Origin of the sequence: Pseudomonas taeanensis MS-3, assembly GCF_000498575.2 — a bacterium.
Taxonomy (GTDB): domain Bacteria; phylum Pseudomonadota; class Gammaproteobacteria; order Pseudomonadales; family Pseudomonadaceae; genus Aquipseudomonas; species Aquipseudomonas taeanensis.
Genome location: NZ_AWSQ01000004.1, coordinates 415,351 through 430,458, shown reverse-complemented (window position 1 = coordinate 430,458; position 15,108 = coordinate 415,351). Strand labels below are relative to the sequence as shown.

The window sequence follows — 15,108 nt, the reverse complement described above, 5'->3', positions numbered from 1 at the left end:
CTTGCATAAGGAGTGGGCGATGCGTACGAAACTGGAAGCCTGTCAGAGTGCGGTGAACCAGGTGCTGCTGGGTAAGGAGTCACAGGTACGGTTGGCGTTGACCTGTTTGCTGGCACGCGGCCACCTGTTGATTGAAGACCTGCCTGGGATGGGCAAAACCACCCTCAGTCACGCTCTGGCCAAGGTGCTTGGCCTGAGTTTCCAACGTATCCAGTTCACCTCCGACCTGTTGCCAGGGGACATCCTCGGCACCTCGGTGTTCGATAAGGACAGCGGGCAGTTCGTATTTCATCCGGGGCCGATTTTTGCCGAGTTGGTGCTGGCCGACGAGATCAACCGGGCCACGCCGAAGAGCCAGAGCGCCTTGCTCGAAGCCATGGAGGAGGGCCAGGTGACCATCGAGGGCGCGACCCGGCCGCTGCCCGAGCCGTTCTTTGTGATCGCCACGCAGAATCCGGTCAGCCAGGGTGGTACCTTCACCCTGCCAGAGTCCCAGCTCGACCGTTTCCTGATGCGTCTGTCGCTCGGCTATCCAGCCAAAGCCGCAGAGAAGGCCTTGTTACTCGGCGACTCGCGGCGCTCGCTGTTGCCACGGCTGGAACCGATCTTCAATCACAGTGAACTGGCCTCGATCCAGGCCGAAGTGCCGAAAATTCGTGCCAGTGATGCTTTGATCGATTACGTGCTGCGCTTAGTCGAGGCCACGCGCAGTCAGCCGCAATTTGCCTGGGGCCTGTCGCCACGTGCCAGCCTGGCCTTGCTGGCAGCCGCCCGGGCCTGGGCCTTGTTGGCCGAGCGTGACTATGTGATTCCCGAGGATGTGCAGGCGGTATTGCCCTCGGTGGTCGGCCACCGCCTGCGCGAACGGGCTGATCCGAGCGGGCACGGCGGCGGTGCGTTGGTGCAGTGGTTGCTGCGCGAGGTGCCGGCACTTTGACCCGGCTGTTCAGGTCGCGCTGGAATCGCTGGCTGGCGCGGCGCATTCCCGCTGCCGCCAGTGTGCGCCTCACACAACGGCAAATTTTCATCATTCCCAGCCAAGTCGGGGCGGCGTTCGCTCTGGCACTGGCTCTGATGCTGCTGGCAGCGATCAACTACCAGAACAGCCTGGCCTACGGCCTGACCTTTCTGCTCGGCTCGGTGTTCATCGTTGCCATCCTGCACACCTACCGCAATCTGGCGGGACTGGAACTTAAGGCCGGTGGCGCGAGTGCGGTGTTTGTCGGTGAGCAGGGGCGCTTTCGCCTGCGTCTGGAAAGCACACAGCGGGCGCATCAGGCGATAGCCCTGGGTTGGCCGCCGGGTGCCTTGCAGGTGCACGACGTGCCCGCCGAAGGCGTCAGCGAATGCGAGCTGAGCATTGCCACGCAGCGACGTGGCTGGTTGCGCCCCGGGCGGCTGCGCGTCGAGAGCCGCTTCCCCCTGGGGATTCTGCTGGCCTGGAGTTGGATTGACCTGGATCAGGCGCTGCTGGTTTACCCACGGCCGCTGGCCGGCGAGTTGCCGTTGACTGCCGGTTCGGATGACGATCAGCAAGAGCAGGGCGCACATGCACAGGGCCAGGGTACGGACGACTTCCAGGGATTGCGCAGCTACCAGCCCGGAGACTCTAAACGGCGTATGCACTGGAAGGCTTACTCGCGGGGGCAGGGGTTGCTGGTCAAGGACTTCGCCGCGCTCAGCGGGCGTGATCTGTGTCTGGACTTTGACTCACTCTCGGGCGATGTAGAGCGGCGTCTGTCGCTGCTCTGTCATTGGGTGCTGCACCTGAGCGAGCGCCAGCAGCCGTTTGCCTTGCGCTTGCCCGGGTGCCAGCTGGCGCAGGACAGTGGTGAGCAACATCGCGAGGCTTGCCTGCGTGCGCTGGCGTTGTTTGGCAGTCCGCCATGAGTGCTCCAATCAGTATTCCGCGCGTCAGCCTGAGTTGGCTGCTGGTCGCCCAGGTCTTGGTAATCATCCCTCATCTCGCCCATCTGCCGGTGTGGATCATCGCCCTGTGGCTCGGCTGTGCGGGTTGGCGTATTCAGATTTTCCGCATGCGCGCGCGCTATCCGAATGCGTGGGCCAAAGCGGGGCTGATGTTGGGGGCAGCCGTCGGCGTGTTCGTTTCCAGGGGCAGTCTGGTCGGTTTGGACGCCGGCGTGGTGTTATTGATCGCCGCGTTCATCCTGAAAATGCTGGAAATGCACACCCGGCGCGATGCTCTGGTGCTGATCTTTCTCGGCTTTTTCGCGGTGGTCACCGCTTACCTGTTCGACGACAGTATTCAGCTCGCCTTATTCAGCCTGCTGCCGGTGACCACGTTGTTGGCGGCTCTGATCGGCTTGCAGCAAAGTGGTCTGGCCATGCGTCCCTGGCCGACGGCCCGGTTGGCCGCAGGGCTGCTTGTTCAAGCGCTGCCACTGATGTTGCTGCTGTTCGTATTCTTTCCGCGGTTGGGACCCTTGTGGTCGTTACCGGCGCCGCACAGCAAAGGTGTCACAGGCTTATCCGACAGCATGGCGCCGGCGGACATTGCCGAGCTGAGCCGCTCGACGGCCTTGGCCTTTCGTGCCAGTTTCGAGGGCGCGGTGCCACCGCGTGATCAGCTGTATTGGCGTGCCCTGACGCTCGAGCGTTTCGATGGGCGGCGCTGGTCGCAGGCCAGCGCCGCCCAATTACCCCTGGCCCCTGCTTGGGAAAAACGCGGGGAGCCGCTGCGCTACAGCATCGTCATGCAGCCGAGCTCGCAGCGCTGGCTGTTTGGCCTGGACGTGGCCGAAACCACGCTCGATCAAGCGCGGCAGATGAACGACTTCCGCCTGCAACGGCAACAGCCGGTCGAGCGCTCCTTGCTCTATCAGGTGACATCCTGGCCCCAGGCACTACGTGAGCCTGCGGGTACCGCTACGGGTTTGCGCCGTGCACTGCAGCTGCCGGCTACGGGGGATCCGCGCAGCCGGGTCTGGGCCGCTGAACTCAAACGGCGCTATCCGCAGCCCGAAGAGTTGGTGCAGGCGTTGCTCGGTCACTTCAATCGTGAGCCTTATGGCTACACCTTGCGCCCGCCACAGGTCGGGGTGAACAGCATCGATGATTTCCTCTTCGAAACCCGCAATGGTTTCTGCGCGCATTACGCTGGCGCCATGACCTTCGTACTGCGCGCGGCGGGCATTCCGGCACGGGTGGTGGCGGGATATCAGGGCGGGGAATACAACCCGAGCGGCAATTACCTGCAGGTGCGCCAGTTCGATGCCCATGCCTGGGTCGAGTACTGGCAAGCCGGCAGGGGCTGGGTGAGTGTCGATCCAACCTTCCAGGTCGCTCCGGAGCGTATCGAGCAAGGGCTGGAAGAGGCGCTGGCCGATGAGCAGAGCTTTCTTGAGAGTTCGCCCTTTTCGCCACTGCGCTACCGCCAGTTAGGCTGGTTGAATCAGCTGCGCCTGAGCTGGGACAGCCTCAATTACGGCTGGCAGCGCTGGGTGCTGGGCTATCAGGGCGCGCAGCAGCTGGAAACCTTGCAACGCTGGTTTGGGCGTATCGATGCACGCTGGATAGCGCTCAGTTTGGTCGGTGGTGGTGGGCTGCTGTTGAGCCTGCTGGCGCTTTGGCTGTTCAAGCCCTGGCAGCGTGAACGCGACCTGCAACGTCGCCTGTTTCAACGTTTCGAGCAGCTACTGGCCCGTCATGCGGTGCGCCGCGCACCGGGCGAGGGCGCGCGTGCCTATGCCGAACGCGCGATGCAGGCATTACCAGAACAGGCGCAGGCGATCCGTGCGTTCGCTGCGGCCTATGAGGCGCAGCAATATGCCGGTGGCGACGCCTCGGTGGTGGACTTGCGCATGCATCTTCGAGCATTGCGCCGCGCCTTGCCGTGGCGCTTTACGACTGGCAGACGGGAGTAGCTATTCAGCCTGCAAGCCGCTGCTCGAGATGGGTCTTCGGTTAATCCAGCGAAGCACGTTATCGCGGCAGGTTTTCCGTGTGCAGCGCTGCGACTAGCGGGCAGAACACATTGCCTTTGCGCGTGTGACAAGCGCACACAAGCGCTGACAGCGCAGCCTCTATGCGCAGCAGGTCCGCCAGTTTCTCCCGCACGTCCTTGAGTTTGTGCTCAGCCAGGCGGCTGGCTTCTTCGCAGTGGGTACCGTCCTCCAGCCGCAGTAGTTCGGCGATCTCGTCCAGGCTGAAGCCGAGCCGCTGCGCCGACTTGATAAAGCGCACCCGCGTTACATCCGCCTCGTCATAGCGGCGAATGCTGCCATAGGGTTTGTCCGGCTCGGGCAACAAGCCCTTGCGCTGATAGAAGCGAATCGTTTCCACGTTGACTGCTGCGGCCTTGGCGAAGGTGCCAATGGTCAAGCTTTCAGGTTTGCTGGGCATGGCGCTTGATTCCGTACATGACTACGGACTTAACCTTAAGCCATCGATCACACACGCGAAAGGATGAACCTATGGCTGAATCGAAAAGCGGACGGGGCGCGCTCCTCGGCGGAGGTCTGGCGGCGATTCTCGCGTCGACCTGCTGTCTCGGACCGCTGGTACTGCTCGCGTTGGGCTTCAGTGGTGCCTGGATCGGCAATCTCAGCGTGCTGGAACCCTACCGGCCGCTGTTCATCGGCGCGGCTCTGGTTGCGTTGTTTTTTGCCTATCGGCGCATTTTTCGCCCGCTGCCCGCCTGCAAACCGGGTGAGGCCTGCGCGATACCGCAGGTGCGAACAACCTACAGGTTGCTCTTCTGGGGGGTGGTCATGTTGGTCGTGGTCGCGCTCGGCTTTCCTTATGTCCTGCCTTGGTTCTATTGATTGGAGCTCATCATGAAAAAATTCTTTGGAACAAATTTTCGCGGCAACCCCGAAGGGGTAAGGCGCAGGGAGACGCCTTACAGAAAACTGTGGGTTTGCCTGCTACTCGCCGCCTTCGTCTCACCGGTATGGGCGGCCAGTCAGACAGTTACCCTTTCCGTACCTGGGATGACCTGCGCCGCCTGCCCGATCACGGTCAAACACGCACTCTCCAGGGTCGAGGGGGTGAGCGCGATCAAGGTGAATTTCGATGAGCGCGAAGCCATCGTCACCTTCGATGACGTCACAACCAATGTTCAGGCGCTAACCCAGGCAACCGAAAACGCCGGCTATCCGTCTTCGGCGAAGAAGTAGCCATGCGAAATCCGAAGACGCTGATGAAGGTTGGCGTGGTGGGCACTGTGCTGGTGGCGCTGTGCTGCTTCACGCCGATTCTGGTCATTCTGCTGGGGCTGATCGGCTTGTCTGCGCTCACCGGGTATCTCGACTACATGCTATTTCCCGCGCTCGCAGGGTTCATCGGCTTGACCCTCTATGCCACCTGGCGCAAAGGCAAAACCGAAGCGTGTCGTGCACCGACTGCAACAGGAAAAAACCATGATTGAAATCAATGTAGAGGGGATGACCTGTACGGGTTGTGCCGCGCAGATCGAAGCGGCACTGCAGCAGGTTGCCGGAGTACTGCAGGCCTCGGTTTCATATACCGAGCGCAAAGCGAGAGTAGTGGCGCAGGCGGGCGCCGATCCTGAGCGGATGCTTGCTGCCATCGCCGCATTAGGTTATCGAGCCACTGTCAATGAGGTCGCCATAGTAGCCAGTGCAGAGCCAATCGCTAGCCATGATGAGGACGACAGCCGCTTGCACATCGCCGTGATCGGTAGCGGTGGCGCCGCCATGGCGGCTGCCCTCAAGGCGGCAGAGGGTGGAGCCAGGGTCACCCTGATCGAGCGCGGCATCATTGGCGGCACCTGCGTCAATGTCGGCTGCGTGCCGTCGAAGATCATGATTCGCGCCGCGCATGTGGCCCATCTGCGCCGTGAGAGTCCGTTCGACGCAGGATTGTCCGTCACGCCACCGATTGTCCTGCGTGATCGGCTGCTGGCGCAGCAACAGGCGCGTGTGGACGAACTGCGTCAGGCCAAGTACGAAGGCATTCTGCAGAGCACCCCGGCTATCACTGTGCTGCGAGGAGAGGCTCGTTTCCAGGACGAGCAACAGCTCGTGGTAGCGCTGAGTGACGGCGGCGAACGCGTGCTGGGGTTCGACCGCTGTCTGGTTGCCAGCGGGGCGAGTCCGGCCGTTCCGGCGATTCCCGGGCTCAAGGACACGCCGTACTGGACCTCCACCGAGGCCCTGGTCAGCGATGCGATTCCCAACCGCTTGGCCGTTATCGGTTCTTCAGTGGTGGCGTTGGAGCTGGCGCAGGCCTTTGCCCGCCTGGGTAGCCAGGTGACGATCCTGGCGCGCCACACGCTGTTCTACCGCGACGATCCGGCCATCGGCGAAGCGCTGACGGCGGCCTTGCGCATGGAGGGCATCGAGGTGCTGGAGCACACGCAAGCCAGCCAAGTGTCCCACGACAATGGCGAATTCATCCTGAGCACTCACCAAGGCGAGCTGCGCGCCGAGCAGCTGCTCGTCGCGACCGGGCGCACGGCCAATACCCGCGGCATGAACCTGGAAGCTGCCGGGGTGAAGCTGAATCAGCACGGTGCTATCCAGATCGACCAGGGCATGCGCACCAGCGCAGTCAATATTTATGCGGCCGGCGACTGCACCGACCAGCCGCAGTTCGTTTATGTGGCGGCCGCGGCCGGCACCCGTGCGGCGATCAATATGAGCGGCGGTGAGGCGAGTCTCAATCTCGACGCCATGCCCGCCGTGGTCTTCACCGACCCACAGGTGGCCACCGTCGGCTACAGCGAAGTGCAGGCGTACCTGGCCGGGTTTGAAACCGACAGCCGCACCCTGATCCTTGACCATGTGCCGCGCGCGTTGGTCAACTTCGACACCCGCGGATTCATCAAGCTCGTCGCCGAAGCGGGCAGTGGTCGACTGCTGGGCGTGCAGGTGGTGTCTGCCGAGGCGGGAGAGCTGATCCAGACTGCCGCCATTGCCATTCGGGCGCGCATGACGGTGCAGGATCTGGCCGACCAGCTGTTTCCCTACCTGACCATGGTCGAGGGGCTGAAGCTCGCGGCGCAGACCTTCTTCAAGGACGTCAAACAGTTGTCCTGCTGTGCGAGTTAAGCGGTAAAACGCTCGCAGGATGCCGAGCCAGGGACGTTTCCGGTTAGCCAAGGCCGTCCAGCTCGGCATGCACAGGACTGCGCCTGTTAGCGCTTGGCCTGGGAGCATGGTCCAAGGGTTAGGGTAAGGCTGTGTTGAGGCGATGACCTGTATCAGCTCGTCAGTTTCTACACGTACTCAGGCTATTTCTCTTGACGATCACCTCATGAATGCCAAACGCACAGTAGAAGTCTTCAACGCCGGGTGTCCTGCTTGCCAGGCTGCCATTTTCCCCTGTCAATTGACCGAAGCAGCGCCGCGCTGGGCTACCTCCGGGCTGCGTCTATCCCCTAAGATCAGCCTCGCATTCCAGTATTGAGGTAGGTATGACCTTTTCCGAGTTACGCCAGGCCGTTCGCGCCAACCCACAGTCGGTGTCGATTCCCGCTGCCTGGGCTCAGGGGCGGGCCAGTTTCGGTGGTTTGATGGCGGCGCTGGTCTATGAAGCCATGCGCGGCGAGGTGCCGGCAGGACGCCCGGCGCGCTCGCTGGCCATCACCTTTGTCGGCCCGGCCGAACCCGATGTGCCGGTGAGTTTCCAGGTCGAGGTGCTGCGCTCGGGTAAAGCAGTCAGCCAGGTGCTCGGCCGTGCGCTGCAGAACGGCCAGGTCGTTACTTTGGTGCAAGGCAGTTTCGGTGCTGCGCGTGAGTCGAGCATCAATGTGGCGCCCTTGCCGGCGCCGGCGATCAAGGTGGCAGAGGACTGCCAGGAACTGCCATATCTGCCCAATGTGACCCCGGAATTTACCCGGTTTCTAGCCATGCGCTGGGGCATTGGCGGCATGCCATTTACCAACAACCCTTCGCGGGAAATGGGTGGCTGGGTGCGTCTGCGTGATGAAAGCGAAGCACAATCGGTCAACGAAGCGCACCTGCTGGCTCTGGTCGATGCTTGGCCACCTGCGGTGTTGTCGCACTTGCGCACACCAGCTCCGGGCAGCTCGTTGACCTGGACCATCGAGTTCATTCAGCCGCTGGCCGAGTTGAGTACCCTCGATTGGTGTCACTATCACGCGCAGATCGAACATGCTCGCGACGGCTACGGACATATCGCCGCGGCCCTGTGGACAGCGCAAGGGGAGCTGTTGGCAATCAGCCGGCAAACCGTGACGGTATTCGGCTGATCCTTGGCTTGACTATTCACGGCACCCGCTCGGCCTGCGCTTTAAGGGCTGAGTTAGAAGAGAAGGTTAGAGCCAGCTAAAGCTTGAGCTGGCGAATGGCTTGAGTCAGTTGGCCGGCCAGTGCCGCCAGTTCGATGCTGGTAGTGGCGGAGTCGACCGTCTGCTGCACCGTCCGCTCGGTGACATCGCGGATGCTGACCACGGCACGGTTCATTTCTTCGGCCGCCTGACTCTGCTGCTCGGCGGCCACGGCGATCTGCGTATTGCTCTCGCGCATCTGGCTGACGGAGGTCGTGATGGCTGCCAGCGCCTCACCGGCCTCATGAGCTTGTTGCACACAGCCATCGGCCTTGAGCGAACTCTCCTGCATGAATTCCACCGCATCGCGGGTGCCGCCCTGCAACCGGGTGATCATCTGAGTGATTTCGTCGGTCGACTGCTGCACGCGCTTGGCCAAATTGCGCACCTCATCGGCCACCACCGCAAAACCCCGGCCCATTTCTCCGGCACGCGCCGCTTCGATGGCGGCGTTGAGGGCGAGCAGGTTGGTTTGTTCGGCGATGCCATGAATTTCCTGCACCGCACCGCTGATTTTCTGGCTGTCGGCCGCCAGCTGCTGGATCATCTGGGCCGTCTGCTGCACGCCGTTGGACAATCCGGCAATAGACTCACCAACACGACTTACCACTAGCTGACCGGCGCCGGTCAACTGTTCGGCGGATTTTGACTGGTCGCGGGTCGTGGCGGTGTACTGGGCGATATGCTGCACCGTGGCGGACATCTGATTGATGGCCGTGGCGGCCTGCTCGGTCTCGCTCTGCTGTTCAAGCATGCCTTGGCGCACCTCGCGCATGCTGCTTGCTAGTCGGTCGGCGCGGTCGTCCAGGCGAGTCGCCGCTTGCGCCACGCTGCCCACCACCGATTGATAGCTTGCCTGCATGGCATTGAACGCCGTGGCCATTTGCCCGACTTCGTCGCGGCAATCGAGCGGCACCCGCACGGCCAGATCACCGCTTTTCTCTACCTTGAGCAGCACGTCCTTGAGGGTGTTGAGGTGGGTCAGCAGAAAGCGAATCAACAGTTGTGAGGCCGCCAGCAGGGCCAGCATCAGCAATGCGACAACCAGTGCGTAGTGTGGTGCACGTTCACTGAAGACCTTGAGCAGGCTGGGCGCCTGCGCCAGCACGGCAAGGCGTTGGCCCTGGCCGAGGTCGATAACCTCGGCGCCGATCAAGCCATCGTGGGTCGCCAGGGGGGCATGATCCAGTGCGACCCAGCCACGGCCACGGCTCAGGGCGCCGCCCTGGTTATTCGGCAACGCGGGAGTCTCGCCCTCGGCAAAGCGCAGCAGTGTCGGGTCGCTCGGCAGCGCCTGACCTTCAGGCCAGGCGCTGAGCAGTTTAGCTTGGTGCTGGGCCACGCTCTGGGCGGCGTCGACCCGTACTTGCCACTCCAGCTGAAGGGCATACAGCACCAGCAGTATGGTGGTCACGAAGGCCACAGCGTTGACGGCCCAGAACTTGTATTTGAGGGAAAGATTACGAATCCATGTGCCCATTTTGTCTTCTTCTGATCGTGGCAATAACCGCAGTGGCAAGGTGCCGGCATTGTCTTGCGGATCACGCACCGGTGGCTTGATCTATATCAAGGTCGCGAGCCGAGGGCAGAAGACGAGGGGGGGTGAGGCTTTAGACTTGATCGCTGTCAGCCACCACCTCGACGATGGTCGGCAAGTCGAAGAGCTGTCGGGCACAGGCGGTGCTGTGCTCGGCCAGGCTTGCTTCGCTCTCATTACGGTGCAGCGCCACCTCGCGCAGGACTTCACGTAAGAAGGCCGGTTCATTGCGACCACTCTTCGGTTTCGGCCGCAGGCTGCGCGGTAGTAGGAAGGGCGAGTCACTCTCCAGCATCAGCCGCCCAGCGGGGATCTCCCGTACCAATGGATGCAGGTGAGTGCCGCGGCGTTCGTCGCAAATCCAGCCGGTGATGCCGATATGCAGGTCGAGGTCGAGGTAGTTGAACAGCGCGCGTTTCTCCCCGGTAAAACAATGCACCACCGCCGCCGGCAAACGGTCGCGGTAGTCGCGCAGTATCTCCAGCAAGCGCTGATCGGCATCGCGTTCGTGGAGAAACACCGGCATCTGCAGCTCCACCGCCAGGGCCAGTTGTTCTTCCAGCACCTTTTCCTGTTGCGGGCGCGGCGAGAAATCGCGGTTGAAATCGAGGCCGCATTCACCGACAGCACGCACGCTCGGCTCGGCCAGCAACGCCTTGAGATGACCCGCGCTGTCGCTGTTCCAGCTGCTGGCATCGTGTGGGTGGATGCCAGCAGTGCTGAACAGACGTTGGCCGTCTTCGTCCAGTTGGCGGCAAAGCTCCAGCGCCTGTTCACTCTCCGCCAGGCTGGTGCCCGTCAGCAGCAATTGGCAGACACCGGCGGCGAACGCGCGGGTGAGCAGTGCTTCACGCTGTTCTGCAAAGCTGGGGTGAGTCAGATTGACGCCGATGTCGATGAGTTGCATGGTGTCACCTCTGGTCTGGGATAGGTAGCTTAACAGAGCTTTTGTAATACAAATAAAATCAATAAATACAACAAGATGGAGCCTATTGTTAAAGCCTTGTAATAGCCTGGACTGGCATCCAGAGCCCGGCTGTGCGAACCTCCGCGCCCCGCGCTCCTGGAACTTGTTGAGCGTAGCCATACTCTCAGTCGATCAGCTTCGCCCAAGGCGAGCCGACCCTGCCTTGGAGACTCGATGTCGCGATCGCTGCTTGCGCTTTGCCTGCTGCTAGTGGGACTGCTGCCATTGCCGGCCGCTGCCCGCCTGGCCGGGCCGCCGGAAGTCGGGCCACCGGTAACGGTGCGCGACTTGGCGAGCATACGCAGCAGCGGCGAATTACGCGTACTGGTCAACCAGAGCCGTAACAGTTCGGGCGAAGTCAAAGGCCAGAGCATCGGCGTGGAGTACCACCGTCTGCGTGCTTTCGAACAATACCTCAACCGTAAAGCCGGCGATGGTCGTGGGCTGAAACTGAAACTTATTCCCAAAGCCAAGGATCAATTGCTCGGCGCGCTGCAGCGTGGCGAGGGCGACTTGGTTGCACCGGGCGAGCTGCTCACCGTGCGCGCTGGCAGTAAGGTCAGTGCCAGCGCGGCCATTCGCAGCAAGGTGCCGTTGATTATCGTGGCGCGCCAGGGCGACCGCCGCTACCAGAGTCTGGAGCAACTGGCCGGACGAAGCGTGGCGTTACCCGCGGGGAGCGCGGCTGGCGAGGCGCTGCGCCTGGTCAACCAGAAGCTGATCCAACGCAAACTGCAGCCCATCATCGTCGAGTGGGTCGATCCGAGCCTGGCCATCGAGGATGTGCTGGAGATGGTCCAGGCCGGTATCTATAGTGTCACGGCGGTTGAGCAGCCGATTGCCGAGCGCTGGGCTAAGGTGATGCCAAAGCTCCGTCTGGAGCACCACCTGATGCTGGCCAATGACGGCGGTATGCGTTGGTATGTGCGGCGGGATATGCCGATGTTGCGTGCCAGTATCGACCGATTCTTCAGCACGTATCACAGCCCGGCCGATCAGGATGCGGCCTTTCAGCGGGTCTACCGACGTCTGTACAAGGTGCACTATCCACTGGGTCGGGGTGAGCGTCAGCGCCTGGAAAAACTGCGTCCGGTTTTGCAGCGTCATGCCGAGCAGAACAACTTCGATTGGCTGACCCTGGCAGCGCTGGCGTTCAAGGAATCGACCCTTAATCCCGCTGCGCGCGGAGCCGGTGGCGCTACCGGGTTGATGCAAATCACCCCGGCGGCTGCAAACAGTGTCGGGATCGGCAATATCGCGGTGCTGGAGAACAACGTCCAAGCCAGCGCCAAGTACCTGGCGAAGATCCGTCGTGGCTATTTCAACAGTCCTCAGCTCAATGAGCGAGAGCGTATGGCGTTCGTGTTGGCGGGCTACAACATGGGTCCACAGCGCGTGCAAAGCATGCGCGCAGAGGCTCGCCGGCGCGGCCTGAACCCTAACCAGTGGTTTTTTCAGGTTGAACGGATTGCCATGGAGCAAGTCGGCATGGGTGTGGTCAGCTACGTCAACAGCGTCAACAAGTACTATGTGGCGTTTAACCGTGAGCGCTATTTGCTTGAGCCGCAGGAAGCCAAGGCAGGCAAGTGAAATAAATCTAATTTATCGATTATTTACAGCGATATTTTGTGATTTTAATATCAATTAATTGATTTATGCTGTGCGCCATTCTCCTCACATAAACAAGGAACGCCGCATATGAGCACACTGACTAAATCTGTTATGGCTACGCAGGCAGGCTACGGCCTGACCATTTTGCGGATTATCGCGGGCGTAACCTTTGTCGCACACGGCTCGCAGAAACTCTTTGGCTGGTTTGGCGGCTACGGCCTGGCCGGTGTTGGCGAGTGGATGGAAAGCATCGGCTTGGCGCCTGGTTATCTGATGGCGTTGATGGCCGGTAGCGCCGAGTTCTTCGGCGGCTTGGCGTTGATCCTTGGCCTACTGGCACGACCTGCTGCAGCGGTGCTGGCGGTGACCATGCTGGTGGCGATCGCCTCCGTGCACCTGGCCAATGGTTTCTTCATGAGTAATAACGGTTATGAGTTTGCCCTGGCATTGCTGGCCATGAGCCTGGCCGTGCTCAGCGAGGGGGCTGGCAAGTTGTCGTTGGATCAGCGTATCGCCAGCTAACTGCTTGCTCGGCTAAGTGCTGCAGAGAAAGGCCCGCCTCGCGCGGGCCTTGTTCGTTTCAGGAGGCGGGTTGCTTGCGCGAAGCTGCGAGTTGTTCGGCGGCATTCAGACGCATGCGCTCGTGTTCGTCGAAGCGTTGCTCGGCCAGCTGCTCGATGGCCTTGGCTCTGTCGCCGGCACTCAGGCCCTGATTGGCCGCGATTCGGCTTTTCTCCCTGAGGTAGCTGTCCAGACGTTTGGCCCAGAGTTGGCGTTTGTGATCGAGCGCTTCTAGGCGCTGGGTGGCTTCGCCGCCGACCAGCTGCTGACGTAATTGGCGGATTTTCTCCGGACTGGCACCGACTGCCTGTAACTGGGCGGTCTGCTGGCGCAGTTCGTTTTGCAGTTGCGGCAGCAGCAAGTCCTGCATCTCCGAGGGCAGGCTGGCGCGCAGGCGATCAACCGCGGCCGCTTTGCCGTCAGCATCCAGTGCGGCATCTTGCTGAATCGCCAGGCGTTGCAGGGTGAACTGGTTATAGGCCTGCTCTCGGGCGAAGAAAGCCTGCTGAGCCTCTGCGTTGAACAGGCGCGCGCGCAATGCTTGTACCGCGGCCTCGCGTTGGCGTAAGGCGGCTAAATCAGCCACTTGTGGCAGATCTCGTTCCAGCAGCACCAGCTCGCGTTTGTAATCGAGATACTGCGCGAGCAAGGCCTGTGCCTGGTCACGTGCAGGGGCCTGCAACTGGTTGGCGATATAGGCCTGCAGACGCTCGACACTGGCGCTCACGGGTTCTTCGCCGATGCTGGCGAGGAAGTAATCGAAAATCCGTCGGATATCTTCACTGATCAGCAAGTTGCCTGCGGCGTCGATATGAAACGCGCCATCTACCTGGGTGCCGCTAAAGGAGGTGGGCAGCGCCTTGAGCGGCTTGACCGGTGTTTTTACAACAGACGTCAGAGCCACTTCCGTGGCGGTTTCACTGTGCTGTGGGGTGATTCGGGTTGTGGATGAAGCCTGTTTGAGCGGGACGGTAGTGCTTACAGGGTCGAGATAGAGCAGCACCGCAACGCCGCCAACGAAGAAAATGGGTGCCAGCAACAGGAGTTTTTTCACGGTATTTTTCACTGATTGAACGGTTGGCATCTGTTGTACTGCACATGGGCTGAATGGGGCCCAGCCGGGCCCCTGTACCCGGCGTTACAGCCCGTCGTTTTTCAAGCGATTGGCGTGTTGGCGGTAGACGCTCACCGGGTCGGTCTCGAACCAGCTGGTCAGACCGAAGCTTTGATTGACCTCGTCGAGGTGGTTCATCCGGTAGTCGTCGCGGATTACCTTGCCCATGTGTGAGCTGCAACGACTCACCAGGCCATCATTGGCTTCGCCGTTGAAGGTCAGGGCCGTGGCGCCGAGCAGGAGGTCACTCGGGTCGAGGATATTGGTCACCGGGCTGGTGCCACTCCAGGAGTAATAGCGCACGCCGTTGACGCTATAGGCGCCTTCGCCGCAAGCGCTGGTTGGCAGACCTTGTGGGTACTTGGCATTGAACTGCGCAGCGCCAACGCTGTTGAGGGACTCCAGTGCGCCCAAGGCGTTCTGCGGGGTGGTGCTGGAACTACCGGAGAGGAAGTTGATCAGGCTACCGAGACCGTTGACGATGCCCGAGAGCAGGGCTTCGCCGGCAGAGCCAGGCGGTACCTGACGGATAAAATCGGCTGCTGCCGAGCCTTTATGCGGTGCGCCCACGCTGGTGGCCGACGCGACCAGTTGCGGGCTGACTGCGGCGACGTACCGAATGGTCGGGCCGCCATGGCTATGACCGATCAGGTTGACCTTGGGCTTGCCACTGATCGCGACAATTTCTTCGACCTGTTCCAGCAGTTCCTCGCCACGCGCTTCCGAGGTGTTCAGCTGGCTGACCTCGGTGGTGTAGACGCTGGCACCGTCACGGCGCAGGGCCGACGAAATGCCGTACCAGTAGTCAATGCCGAGGATGCTGTCGAACCCCAGCATGCCGTGGGACAGCACAATCGGGTATTTGGTCTGGGTGTAGCTGGAGGAACCGAACCAGCCGGCTTGAGTCTGAGCGGAGGCTAGGAGTCCGGCTCCCAGGCAGAGGGCGAGCAGAGTTTTATTGTTGTTCATTGGCGCTCTCGTAGTGAATTGTGTCGGGCAGTCAGTGCAATCCTTGCGGCCACCACACCCGTCGTGGGGCGCGT

General features: G+C 61.5%; 15 protein-coding genes. 10 read left to right on the top strand and 5 right to left on the bottom strand.

What is annotated here, in order from left to right:
- Window positions 1-19 precede the first annotated feature (19 nt).
- The 3 genes from TMS3_RS15590 to TMS3_RS15580 are packed head-to-tail and all read left to right on the top strand — an operon-like array spanning window position 20 to window position 3,884.
- Window positions 20-937 carry an AAA family ATPase gene (locus TMS3_RS15590; protein ID WP_025166214.1) on the top strand — a complete coding sequence of 306 codons (918 nt, stop codon included), beginning with the start codon at window positions 20-22 and terminating at the stop codon, window positions 935-937.
- On the top strand, window positions 934-1,890 hold the full coding sequence (locus TMS3_RS15585) for a DUF58 domain-containing protein (RefSeq protein ID WP_025166213.1): 957 nt from the start codon (window positions 934-936) through the stop codon (window positions 1,888-1,890). The genes TMS3_RS15590 and TMS3_RS15585 overlap by 4 nt, the downstream gene beginning before the upstream one ends.
- Complete coding sequence (locus tag TMS3_RS15580) at window positions 1,887-3,884, top strand: transglutaminase TgpA family protein (RefSeq protein ID WP_025166212.1); 1,998 nt, start codon at window positions 1,887-1,889, stop codon at window positions 3,882-3,884. Before TMS3_RS15585 ends, TMS3_RS15580 begins: the two co-directional genes overlap by 4 nt.
- A 58-nt stretch (window positions 3,885-3,942) precedes the next feature.
- Here TMS3_RS15580 and merR read toward each other — a convergent pair whose 3' ends face one another.
- Window positions 3,943-4,362 carry an Hg(II)-responsive transcriptional regulator gene (merR, locus tag TMS3_RS15575; RefSeq protein WP_029866405.1) on the bottom strand — a complete coding sequence of 140 codons (420 nt, stop codon included), beginning with the start codon at window positions 4,360-4,362 and terminating at the stop codon, window positions 3,943-3,945.
- 71 nt (window positions 4,363-4,433) lie between these two features.
- On the opposite strand from merR, the gene merT reads away from it, so the two are divergent.
- From merT to TMS3_RS15550, 5 genes are all read left to right on the top strand, one after another.
- The gene (gene merT / locus TMS3_RS15570; protein ID WP_025166211.1) at window positions 4,434-4,784 is read left to right on the top strand and encodes a mercuric ion transporter MerT; all 351 of its coding nucleotides are present in this window, start codon (window positions 4,434-4,436) and stop codon (window positions 4,782-4,784) included.
- 12 nt (window positions 4,785-4,796) lie between these two features.
- On the top strand, window positions 4,797-5,138 hold the full coding sequence (gene merP, locus TMS3_RS15565) for a mercury resistance system periplasmic binding protein MerP (protein ID WP_025166210.1): 342 nt from the start codon (window positions 4,797-4,799) through the stop codon (window positions 5,136-5,138).
- A 2-nt stretch (window positions 5,139-5,140) separates the two neighbouring features.
- A complete protein-coding gene (merF, locus tag TMS3_RS15560; RefSeq protein WP_025166209.1) occupies window positions 5,141-5,389 on the top strand; it encodes a mercury resistance system transport protein MerF in 249 nt (82 codons plus the stop codon).
- A complete protein-coding gene (gene merA / locus TMS3_RS15555) occupies window positions 5,382-7,034 on the top strand; it encodes a mercury(II) reductase (RefSeq protein ID WP_025166208.1) in 1,653 nt (550 codons plus the stop codon). Before merF ends, merA begins: the two co-directional genes overlap by 8 nt.
- 365 nt (window positions 7,035-7,399) lie before the next feature.
- Window positions 7,400-8,197, top strand: a complete 798-nt coding sequence (locus tag TMS3_RS15550) for an acyl-CoA thioesterase (RefSeq protein ID WP_025166207.1) — start codon at window positions 7,400-7,402, stop codon at window positions 8,195-8,197.
- 76 nt (window positions 8,198-8,273) lie between these two features.
- On the opposite strand, the gene TMS3_RS15545 is transcribed toward TMS3_RS15550, so the two are convergent.
- Complete coding sequence (locus tag TMS3_RS15545) at window positions 8,274-9,755, bottom strand: methyl-accepting chemotaxis protein (RefSeq protein WP_025166206.1); 1,482 nt, start codon at window positions 9,753-9,755, stop codon at window positions 8,274-8,276.
- Window positions 9,756-9,885: 130 nt separating this feature from the next.
- Window positions 9,886-10,719 carry a TatD family hydrolase gene (locus TMS3_RS15540; protein WP_025166205.1) on the bottom strand — a complete coding sequence of 278 codons (834 nt, stop codon included), beginning with the start codon at window positions 10,717-10,719 and terminating at the stop codon, window positions 9,886-9,888.
- A 234-nt stretch (window positions 10,720-10,953) separates the two neighbouring features.
- Between TMS3_RS15540 and TMS3_RS15535 the strand changes: the two genes are divergently transcribed.
- Together TMS3_RS15535 and TMS3_RS15530 are read left to right on the top strand one after the other, a co-directional pair.
- Window positions 10,954-12,369 carry an MltF family protein gene (locus TMS3_RS15535; protein ID WP_025166204.1) on the top strand — a complete coding sequence of 472 codons (1,416 nt, stop codon included), beginning with the start codon at window positions 10,954-10,956 and terminating at the stop codon, window positions 12,367-12,369.
- A 108-nt stretch (window positions 12,370-12,477) separates the two neighbouring features.
- On the top strand, window positions 12,478-12,912 hold the full coding sequence (locus tag TMS3_RS15530; RefSeq protein ID WP_025166203.1) for a DoxX family protein: 435 nt from the start codon (window positions 12,478-12,480) through the stop codon (window positions 12,910-12,912).
- Between the two features lie 58 nt (window positions 12,913-12,970).
- On the opposite strand, the gene TMS3_RS15525 is transcribed toward TMS3_RS15530, so the two are convergent.
- Together TMS3_RS15525 and TMS3_RS15520 are read right to left on the bottom strand one after the other, a co-directional pair.
- The gene (locus tag TMS3_RS15525; protein ID WP_025166202.1) at window positions 12,971-14,005 is read right to left on the bottom strand and encodes a lipase secretion chaperone; all 1,035 of its coding nucleotides are present in this window, start codon (window positions 14,003-14,005) and stop codon (window positions 12,971-12,973) included.
- A gap of 84 nt (window positions 14,006-14,089) precedes the next feature.
- A complete protein-coding gene (locus TMS3_RS15520; protein ID WP_025166201.1) occupies window positions 14,090-15,034 on the bottom strand; it encodes a triacylglycerol lipase in 945 nt (314 codons plus the stop codon).
- Window positions 15,035-15,108: the final 74 nt, after the last annotated feature.

Bases quoted from the DNA above. Each gene is read 5' to 3' on its own strand.
- TMS3_RS15535 (WP_025166204.1), top strand. From the start codon at position 10,954: ATGTCGCGATCGCTGCTTGCGCTTTGCCTGCTGCTAGTGGGACTGCTG.
- TMS3_RS15520 (WP_025166201.1), bottom strand. From the start codon at position 15,034: ATGAACAACAATAAAACTCTGCTCGCCCTCTGCCTGGGAGCCGGACTC.
- merT (WP_025166211.1), top strand. From the start codon at position 4,434: ATGGCTGAATCGAAAAGCGGACGGGGCGCGCTCCTCGGCGGAGGTCTG.
- TMS3_RS15580 (WP_025166212.1), top strand. From the start codon at position 1,887: ATGAGTGCTCCAATCAGTATTCCGCGCGTCAGCCTGAGTTGGCTGCTG.
- TMS3_RS15550 (WP_025166207.1), top strand. From the start codon at position 7,400: ATGACCTTTTCCGAGTTACGCCAGGCCGTTCGCGCCAACCCACAGTCG.
- merR (WP_029866405.1), bottom strand. From the start codon at position 4,362: ATGCCCAGCAAACCTGAAAGCTTGACCATTGGCACCTTCGCCAAGGCC.
- TMS3_RS15545 (WP_025166206.1), bottom strand. From the start codon at position 9,755: ATGGGCACATGGATTCGTAATCTTTCCCTCAAATACAAGTTCTGGGCC.
- merA (WP_025166208.1), top strand. From the start codon at position 5,382: ATGATTGAAATCAATGTAGAGGGGATGACCTGTACGGGTTGTGCCGCG.
- TMS3_RS15590 (WP_025166214.1), top strand. From the start codon at position 20: ATGCGTACGAAACTGGAAGCCTGTCAGAGTGCGGTGAACCAGGTGCTG.
- TMS3_RS15530 (WP_025166203.1), top strand. From the start codon at position 12,478: ATGAGCACACTGACTAAATCTGTTATGGCTACGCAGGCAGGCTACGGC.
- merP (WP_025166210.1), top strand. From the start codon at position 4,797: ATGAAAAAATTCTTTGGAACAAATTTTCGCGGCAACCCCGAAGGGGTA.
- merF (WP_025166209.1), top strand. From the start codon at position 5,141: ATGCGAAATCCGAAGACGCTGATGAAGGTTGGCGTGGTGGGCACTGTG.
- TMS3_RS15540 (WP_025166205.1), bottom strand. From the start codon at position 10,719: ATGCAACTCATCGACATCGGCGTCAATCTGACTCACCCCAGCTTTGCA.